Consider the following 8,898-nt stretch of genomic DNA (forward strand, 5'->3'; position numbering starts at 1 on the left):
GGTCGCGGTCTACGGTTCGACCGATCCGCGCCACACCCCGCCATTGTCCGACCTCGCGAAGGTACAATGGCTGCATCTCGAATGCAGTCCCTGTTTTGAGCGCGAGTGTCCGCTCGGTCATTTGAACTGCCTGAAGCAACTGAGCGCCGAACAGGTATTCGGCGACCTGCGCGGCATGCTGCTCGCGCAACGCTGAACTTCCGACACCGCACGCCGCGTGGCATCTGAGCCGCCTGGTGTCATCCCCGCGCCTCGCGGCGCGGGCATCCTCGCGGTTGTCCCGCTGACAGCTGTCCCGCAACCGCGCGTGCTGCGCACAAGAGACTGACGAGCCATGCCACGTTTTGCCCACATCTTCGAAGCTGCTGCGGATACCCTCAACGCCTATTACCAGGCGATTGCGGAGGTCAATATCGACAGTTTGATGGGCCTGTGGATCGACGAAGAATTCGCCAGTTGCATCTGCGCCGACGGCTCGCATCTGCACGGGCTCGACAGCATCCGCGCGGGGTTGTTGGTCCAGCTGGAACTCAACCCGGTTTCGATCGAACCCATCGACATCCGCGTGTACGACAGCCTGGGCACCGTCGTGTATGCGATTGCCGAAGCGCATCGGCCAGCCGATTTGACTGCCACGCCCACCATGGTGTTCACGACCTACGTAATGGTCCACGAACGTGGGGAATGGCGCATTGCACATATTCACGCAAGTGCGATGCCGAACGAAGCGGCCAACCAGTTCGCTGCGAAAATGCGTCATGGCCAAGGGTCATTGCACTGACGCTTTCCGTTTTTGTTTTTTCCGGTTGCTGGTATGAGTACGACGCACAACAAGACCGTTTCCTCCGGCGCTGCCCGCGTGGCCGCGGCTGCTGAGGCGAGCGTCGAGATGTTCTACAGGGCGCCGCTCTGGCTGCCGACCAGTCACATCCAGACCATCGTTCCCGCGCTGTTTGCCCGCCTGCCTGCTGTGAACTACCGGCGCGAGCGCTGGGATACGCCGGATGGCGATTTCATTGAACTTGACTGGCTGGTGCATGAGGCACCTACGCGTCCCGCTGCTGTCGTTAACGGGTCGCACGCCACCACGGGCAACGGCGCGAACCCACCGCTCACCCCCGATACGCCACTTTTCGTCCTGTTTCATGGCCTCGAAGGCAGTTCCGGCTCGCACTACGCCCGGACCTTGATGGCGGCCGCCCGTGACTTGGGCTGGGACGGGGTCGTGCCGCATTTTCGCAGTTGCAGCGGATCGCTGAACCTGCTGCCGCGCTTTTATCACCTGGCCGATAGCAATGAGGTCGACTGGGTCCTGCGGCGTCTACGCGATACGCATCGCGGGCCGATCGTTGCAGCGGGCGTGTCGTTGGGCGGCAATGTGCTGTTGCGCTGGCTCGGCGAGCGGCGCGAGGATGCGTCGATCATCAGCGCGGCTGCGGCCATTTCCGCCCCGCTCGACGTCCACGCCGGCGGGCACGCGCTATCGCAGGGCTTTGGCAAGATTTACACCCGCAACTTCCTGAAAACGCTGAAGGTGAAGGCGCTGCAGAAGCTTGAACAGTATCCGGGCCTCTTCGACGCCCACGCGATGCTCGCGAGCCGGACCATGTATGAGTTCGACAACGTCGTCACCGCGCCGCTGCACGGCTTTCGCGACACCGATGACTACTGGACCCGCGCCACCACCCGGCCTTTACTGCCGGAGGTCACCGTGCCCACCCTCGTGCTCAACGCCCGCAACGACCCCTTCCTGCCGGGTACGGTACTGCCGGCTCGGCACGAGGTATCCGCGGCGATCGAACTGGATCAACCCCAACATGGCGGCCACGTCGGCTTTATGACGGGGCCGTTTCCTGGGCGCATCGACTGGCTGTCGCGGCGCGTCTTCAACTATCTGAGGCCCTTCGTCGACCATGGATGACATCGTTCGCCAGGCGCTTGCCAAATGGCCCAACGTACCGCATTGCACCGGCTGGTTGTTGCTCGACCGGCGCGGCAACTGGCGCATGCGCGATGACGACGCCCAGGCCCGCGGCGCACCGGGCGAACCGATCCGTCATACGGCGTTGCTTGCGTTCATCAACCGGAACTATGAAGCGGACGCCAGCGGCCAGTGGTTTTTTCAGAATGGGCCGCAGCGAGTGTATGTGGAATTGGGCTATACGCCTTGGGTGGTGCGCCTTGCAGCGGCGGCGGCGGTCGGCGGCGAGCTCACGCTTACCGATCAGGCAGGCAATACGTTCGAACCGGCCACAGCATGGCTCGATGACGAAGGCGGCGTCCTGTTCTCGGATACCTCAGAGCCCCCGCGCATTGCGGTGCTGCACGATCATGATCTGGATCTGTTCTCCGAACACGCGGAGCTCGCCGAAGACGGCGGGAGCGGGCAGTTTCGGTGGCGCGCTGATGTGACGCTGCCGCTGCACGCTGTCTCTCATGCAGACGTCGCGACGCGCTTTGGATTTGTCGCGAGCCCTGCTCAGGCGGCGGCGGACAGTCAGGCCGGGTCGTAAGCTGCGCACACCGCGCTGGTAAGATAGGCGCTCTCACCAGGAGCCCCACCATGCCCGAACTCACTCATTTCGACGCCGCTGGACAGGCGCATATGGTGGACGTCGGCGGTAAGCAGGAGACGAAACGCATCGCCATCGCACGCGGTTCGATCCGCATGCTCCCCGCGACGTTTGCACTGATCCGCGACGGCAACGCCAAGAAAGGCGATGTGATCGGGATCGCGCGCATCGCAGCGATCCAGGGCGCCAAGCGCACCGCCGATCTGATTCCGCTGTGTCACCCGCTGGCGCTCACGCGCGTTAAGGTTGACTTCGAACTCGATGAGGCGCTCCCTGGCGTGCATTGCTCGGTGCAGGTCGAGACGTTGGGACGCACGGGTGTGGAAATGGAAGCGCTGACCGCCGTGCAAGTGGGACTGCTCACCGTCTATGACATGTGCAAGGCGGTGGATCGGGGCATGACCATCACGGATGTGAAGGTGCTGGAGAAGCACGGTGGGAAGTCGGGGGATTGGGTGGCGGGATAGATCGTTTGTCCTCCCGCCCGCCCCTCAAATTTCAGCGAAGCCCGTCAATCGTCGCTGTCGTCATCGTCCGAGTTGATGTCTTTAGGCGGCATGCCGTACTTCTTCACGAGTTCAGCCTTGAAGCCCACAAGCGACTTCTGTTCATCGCATAGCTCGTAAAGGTAGCCCAATTGCGACGGCCAGTCGTTCAGTTCGACTGCAAAAATCCGCAGACGCTCAACCGTATCGAAGGCGTCATTCGTGTCGCCAGCGAGTGCCTGCAGCACCGCATAGCGGCGCAATACCGTTTCACCCGGCAGCAGCGCTAGCGCCTTCTTGTGCATCGCAAGCTTATGATCCAGGTCCGTCGCGTTCATCGGCAATAGCGTCGCCATCCCATATTCGCCCCATGCGCCGAACAGGAACGACGGATCTTCCGTGTACTGCTCAGCCGGGCGCGCGCCGTAGTACAGCACCTCAGCGCGGTTGTAGTCACGGAACACCGGGTACAGCGCCGCCAGGCCGACAAATACGACCACCGCGAACACACCAAACGACACACGCTCCGACACCACCTGCAGCGGCCGAGTCTCAAGCAAACCGAATACGAACATCGCCGGCATCAGGAAGAACATGTATTGCTGCGGATACTCGACGAGCGCGTGCATCGCCAGCACGCCGATCAACGCAATACCGAACACGCGAGCCGCTGTGTGCTGTACGCGCACCGCCCGCACCAACCACGCAACCAGCCCCAACAGCACGATAGCGAGGCCGATCAGCCCGGTTTTGCCAAGCAGATCAAGGAAGATGTCGTGCGAATTGTTGGCGATCTCGACGCCGCCCAGCGACCTCACATAGTCGAACTGATAGCGCGGAAACTCGCCCCAGCCGACACCCAGCAGAGGATGCGTCTTGAACATCGTCCACCCGTACTTCCACAGCGCAAGACGTGGGGCAATCTGGCCCGCGTCCTTGAAGCGCTCGGCCGCCGACACGTCCAGTTCAAGCTGGTAGTGCACGTTGGCCCAGCGAATCACCGCGTTGACGACAAAGAACAGCACGCCTAACACCACCGGAATCAACCATTCGCGGTTGCTGCGCCGCAGGGCCGGGTTATGGCGGACTTCAACCAACGCCATCCAGAAACCCGCTACCACGATTACACCCATCTGTAGCCACGGCCCGCGCGACACGGTCAACGCGAGACCGGTCGAGAAGATGATCGACAGCAGCGCCCAGACGATCACGTTCAGTCGCCGTGTCTGCACCAGGAACAAGGCCCCGGCCATCGCGAAGGCAATGTACGTGGCGAGGTGATTGGCCTGTGCCATATTGCCGAACGGCCGACGCTCGACGGTTACGTTGTACGCCACGACCAGCGGCGTGACCTTGGTCTCGAGGTGAAACAACTGGACGATCTGGCAAAACACCGCGAACAGACCGCCGAGGATCAACGCGCCCGCCATCCAGCGAAACGTCGTCTCGGTGAGTTTCAGGCGCGTGAAGCCATAGCCCGCATGCGTTGCCAAGAAGGCCGCGAGCAGGTAGCCGGCGCCGAGCCAGTTCATGGAAGGCTGCGCCACCGGCAGCACAAAGGTCTGGGCGATCAGCAACAGCCCGAACAGCAGCGGCACAAGCGCTACCGTCGGCGACGCAAACGCGCTGCGCGGCCGGGCCGTCCCGACCATCAGCACGACTGTGGCGCTGGTCAGGACGTAAAGCGTCAGCGCGGTGAATTCCGCGTAAAAGGTCGGAATCGGATAGGTATGATTGACGACTGCGTAAGGCAGAATCAACGCACAAGCCAGTACAACCAGAGATAAATAGCGCGCGAATGGGGAGGACATGAGTAACCGGGGGCGTCAGCAACCGGCGCACTATACAAAAAAATCCTCTTGCTGTGCGCCGGAGCGGGGTAAATAAGCCGAAATTAGCGGCAATTCAGTTTCCCCGCCGCTCACCGTGCGTCCTCTTCCATCCTTAGCGTGGACGCATCACAGCAACTCCTACCATTGCGTTGCACCCGCGCTGCTGCCTCAAGCCCGGCATTCTGGCGGCGCGAGATTCGACGGCAGTGTCGGCGTATCCGCGGGAATCGGCCCTGCACCCGGTGCCGGGAGCGACGAGGCGGCCTTGCCGCCGGTAAAGCACTCCCACGTTACCGTCCCGGGCTGCAGGGTACCCTTGGCGAGCGCGATGCGGGCGGTCGGGGCATCGGCGTTGTCGGGCACGGACGGCACGAGTACCAGCGTATTCGAACGGGCAGGGGCGACCCGCGTCGTGAAGGCGACCGTAATCTGTCCCGTGCCGTCGTCGACGTGCACGGACTCGACGTTGCGCGTAGCAGGCGGCGATGAATATCCACCGCCAAAGGCACCACCGCTAGCAGCATTCTCCGCCACCGCGAGCCTGGCCGACGCGGCGAGCGACAGGCCCTCGCCCACCCGGCTGCGCGCGAGATAGTCCTGGTAGGCGGGAATCGCATAGGCTGCAATTACGCCGACGATGGCGAGCACGATCATCAGTTCGATGAGAGTGAAACCCAGCTGACGGCACGCTTTCGCAAGCCGTACCGGCCAGTGCGCGCCGAAGGAAATGGCTGCGTCAGCCAATGCACCGCCGCGCCGCGGCGGAGGAAAGGAAGAGGTGGAAGAATAAACAGTGGCGATCATCGGCAGACTCCTGAAACGAAAAACGCCTGCTCCGCGAATCGGAACAGGCGCTTTGATCGTATCCAGCGGCGGGGAGCCTACATAGTCAGCCGGATGGCTAACGCCTGGGCACCGCCTGCCCGAGCCGCGCCTGAATCACGGTGCGCCGGGCGGCAGTTGGTCCACCGCGCGACTCGCGTTACGGCGCTTGAGAAAATAACCGACGATCACCACAAACAACGCGCCCGCGATACTCATGCCGTATTCGGCCACCGGCGAGTCGAGAACCGGCCACCGGTCGCCCGCCGGATCGTTGATGATCAAGCCGCCCGCAATCCAGCCGAGCAGAGCCGCGCCGAGCGTGACAATTATGGGAAAGCGGTCCAGCAGTTTCAACACGATCTGGCTGCCCCAGACGATCAGCGGAATGCTCACGACCAGCCCGAAGATAACCAGCGCGAGCCGGTGTTCCGGGTCGGCGGCTTCGGCTGCGCCGGCGATCGCAATCACGTTATCGAGGCTCATAACCGCGTCTGCGATAACGATAGTTTTGATCGCGGCCATCAGCTTGTCAGCCGGCTTCACGTCTTCATGGACATCATGCGCGGGCGCCATCAAACGGACGCCAATCCATAGCAGCAGCAAGCCACCAGCGAACTTCAGCAGCGGCACGTCGAGCAGCACCACCGCGAATGCAATCAACGCGACACGCAGCAGGATAGCCCCGGCAGTGCCCCACAAGACCCCCTTTGTGCGCTGCGCCGGCGGCAGGTTGCGGCAGGCGAGCGCGATCACGACCGCGTTATCGCCACCCAGCAGGATGTCGATCACGATGATCTGAATGACGGCGCCCCAATGGAGCGTGGCGAAAAACTCGAGCATGGACGGGAGAATAGAAGGATGCCGGCGCGAAGCAAAGCGAAAGTGCGCAACCAATAAAAAAAGCGAGGGAGCAATTGCTCGCTCCCTCGCTTTAGGACTGCGCTTTTACGAAAGGGTTTCGTAAGAGTATCAAAAATTGGCCGGACAGGCCGACCTATTTTGATTTACAGCATCGCCTTCAGAAGACGCGCCATTTCCGACGGGTTCTTCGTGACCGTGATACCGCAAGCTTCCATGATTTCCAGCTTGGCTTCAGCCGTATCGGCACCGCCCGAGATCAGCGCGCCAGCGTGACCCATGCGCTTGCCGGCCGGAGCCGTGACACCCGCGATGAAGCCAACCACCGGCTTCTTCATGTTGCCCTTGATCCATTCAGCAGCATTCGCTTCGTCCGGACCACCGATTTCGCCGATCATGATCACGGCGTCCGTATCCGGATCGTCATTGAACATCTTCATCACGTCGATGTGCTTCAGACCGTTGATCGGGTCGCCGCCGATACCCACTGCCGACGACTGGCCAAGGCCGATCGCCGTCAACTGGCCGACTGCTTCATACGTCAGCGTGCCTGAACGCGACACGACGCCGATGCGGCCCTTGCGGTGGATGTGACCCGGCATGATGCCGATCTTCAGTTCGTCCGGCGTGATCGTGCCCGGGCAGTTCGGTCCGAGCAGCAGCGTCTTGCTGTTCTTCGCGCGCATGCGTGCCTTGAGCTCGATCATGTCACGGACGGGAATGCCTTCCGTGATACAGATTGCGAGGTCCAGGTCGGCTTCGACGGCTTCCCAGATTGCTGCGGCTGCGCCTGCGGGCGGAACGTAGATGACCGAGACGGTTGCGCCCGTTTCAGCCTTCGCTTCCTTCACGCTTGCGTAGATAGGAATGCCTTCGAAATCTTCGCCGGCCTTCTTCGGGTTCACGCCCGCGACGTACGCTTCGCGACCGTTTGCATATTCACGGCAAGCACGCGTGTGGAACTGACCGGTCTTGCCGGTAATGCCCTGCGTGATGACCTTAGTGTCTTTGTTGATCAGAATCGACATGTATTGACCTCTGTTCGTCTGGCGCCGCAAGCGAGGCGGGATGTTCATCACCCGCGTCGCTCGCGCGCCGCCATTCGTAATCCGTGTTTAGCGACTGGCCTGGCTTACGCCTTGCCCGAAGCGGCCGCGACGACCTTCTGTGCAGCTTCTTCCATGCTGTCTGCCGCGATGATGGGCAGGCCGGATTCAGCGAGCATCTTCTTGCCGAGGTCTTCGTTCGTGCCCTTCATGCGGACCACGAGCGGCACCTTCAGCGACACAGCCTTCGACGCCGCGATCACGCCTTCCGCGATCACGTCGCAGCGCATGATGCCGCCGAAAATGTTGACCAGAATGGCCGTCAGATTCGGGTTCTTCAGCATGATCTTGAACGCTTCCGTGACCTTCTCGGTCGTGGCGCCACCGCCCACGTCCAGGAAGTTCGCCGGTTCGCCGCCGAACAGCTTGATGGTGTCCATCGTTGCCATTGCGAGGCCAGCGCCGTTCACGAGGCAGCCGATGTTGCCGTCGAGCGAGATGTACGCGAGGTCGAACTTCGAGGCTTCGACTTCAGCCGGATCTTCTTCGTCCAGATCGCGGTAAGCGACGATTTCCGGATGACGGAACAGCGCGTTCGAATCGAAGTTGAACTTGGCGTCCAGTGCGATCACCTTGCCGTCACCCGTCAGGATCAGCGGGTTGATTTCGGCCAGCGACGCGTCCGTTTCCCAGAACGCCTTGTACAGGCCTTGCAGGATTGCGCGAGCTTGCGGCAGCGAAGCGGCCGGCACGCCAATCTTGGTGGCCAGTTCGTCCGCTTCAGCGTCCTTCAGACCGACCGACGGATCGACGGCGATCTTGTGGATCAGCTCGGGCGTCTTTTCCGCGACTTCTTCGACGTCCATGCCGCCTTCGCTCGACGCCATCACGACGACCTTTTGCGAAACACGATCGATCACGAGGCCGACATACAGCTCCTTCTTGATGTCAGCGCCTTCTTCGACCAGCAGGCGGTTCACCTTCTGGCCTTCCGGACCAGTCTGGTGCGTGACGAGTTGCATGCCGAGGATCTGGTTCGCGTATTCGCGAACCTGTTCCAGCGACTTTGCGACTTTCACGCCGCCACCCTTGCCACGGCCACCCGCGTGGATCTGAGCCTTCACGACCCATACCGGGCCGCCGAGCTCTTCTGCGGCCTTGACCGCATCATCCACCGAGAAGACCGGCTTGCCGCGCGGTACCGCGACGCCGAATTTCCGCAGGATTTCCTTACCCTGGTACTCGTGAATCTTCATGCGTGATTCCCTTCAGTCTGAGA

The 8,898-nt window shown here is 61.9% G+C and carries 10 protein-coding genes; 5 read left to right on the forward strand and 5 right to left on the reverse strand.

Going from position 1 to position 8,898, the window contains the following annotated elements; genetic code table 11:
* The 5 genes from WCA85_RS29345 to moaC form a co-directional block, all read left to right on the forward strand.
* The coding region (locus WCA85_RS29345) for a glycosyltransferase family 9 protein (RefSeq protein WP_424068376.1) at positions 1–196 on the forward strand (196 nt) is incomplete at its 5' end.
* Positions 197–334: 138 nt separating this feature from the next.
* Entirely contained in the window at positions 335–781 is a 447-nt protein-coding gene (locus WCA85_RS29350; protein WP_424068377.1) for a nuclear transport factor 2 family protein, read from the forward strand.
* A 33-nt stretch (positions 782–814) separates the two neighbouring features.
* Positions 815–1,921: a YheT family hydrolase gene (locus tag WCA85_RS29355; protein WP_424068378.1), complete on the forward strand. Its 1,107-nt coding sequence runs from the start codon at positions 815–817 to the stop codon at positions 1,919–1,921.
* Entirely contained in the window at positions 1,914–2,513 is a 600-nt protein-coding gene (locus tag WCA85_RS29360; RefSeq protein ID WP_424068379.1) for a DUF2946 family protein, read from the forward strand. The genes WCA85_RS29355 and WCA85_RS29360 overlap by 8 nt, the downstream gene beginning before the upstream one ends.
* A gap of 50 nt (positions 2,514–2,563) precedes the next feature.
* Positions 2,564–3,040, forward strand: coding sequence for a cyclic pyranopterin monophosphate synthase MoaC (moaC, locus tag WCA85_RS29365; protein WP_424068380.1), 477 nt, complete (start codon positions 2,564–2,566; stop codon positions 3,038–3,040).
* Positions 3,041–3,084: 44 nt separating this feature from the next.
* Here moaC and WCA85_RS29370 read toward each other — a convergent pair whose 3' ends face one another.
* From WCA85_RS29370 to sucC, 5 genes are all read right to left on the reverse strand, one after another.
* A complete protein-coding gene (locus WCA85_RS29370) occupies positions 3,085–4,869 on the reverse strand; it encodes a PglL family O-oligosaccharyltransferase (protein ID WP_424068381.1) in 1,785 nt (594 codons plus the stop codon).
* A gap of 189 nt (positions 4,870–5,058) precedes the next feature.
* Positions 5,059–5,694, reverse strand: coding sequence for a pilin (locus WCA85_RS29375; RefSeq protein WP_424068382.1), 636 nt, complete (start codon positions 5,692–5,694; stop codon positions 5,059–5,061).
* A gap of 135 nt (positions 5,695–5,829) precedes the next feature.
* A complete protein-coding gene (locus WCA85_RS29380; protein ID WP_424068383.1) occupies positions 5,830–6,555 on the reverse strand; it encodes a TerC family protein in 726 nt (241 codons plus the stop codon).
* A 164-nt stretch (positions 6,556–6,719) separates the two neighbouring features.
* Positions 6,720–7,601, reverse strand: a complete 882-nt coding sequence (gene sucD / locus WCA85_RS29385) for a succinate--CoA ligase subunit alpha (RefSeq protein WP_424068384.1) — start codon at positions 7,599–7,601, stop codon at positions 6,720–6,722.
* Between the two features lie 104 nt (positions 7,602–7,705).
* Positions 7,706–8,875 carry an ADP-forming succinate--CoA ligase subunit beta gene (sucC, locus tag WCA85_RS29390; RefSeq protein WP_424068385.1) on the reverse strand — a complete coding sequence of 390 codons (1,170 nt, stop codon included), beginning with the start codon at positions 8,873–8,875 and terminating at the stop codon, positions 7,706–7,708.
* Between the last annotated feature and the right edge of the window lie 23 nt (positions 8,876–8,898).

Source organism: Paraburkholderia sp. (assembly GCF_049581445.1).
Classification (GTDB): domain Bacteria; phylum Pseudomonadota; class Gammaproteobacteria; order Burkholderiales; family Burkholderiaceae; genus Paraburkholderia.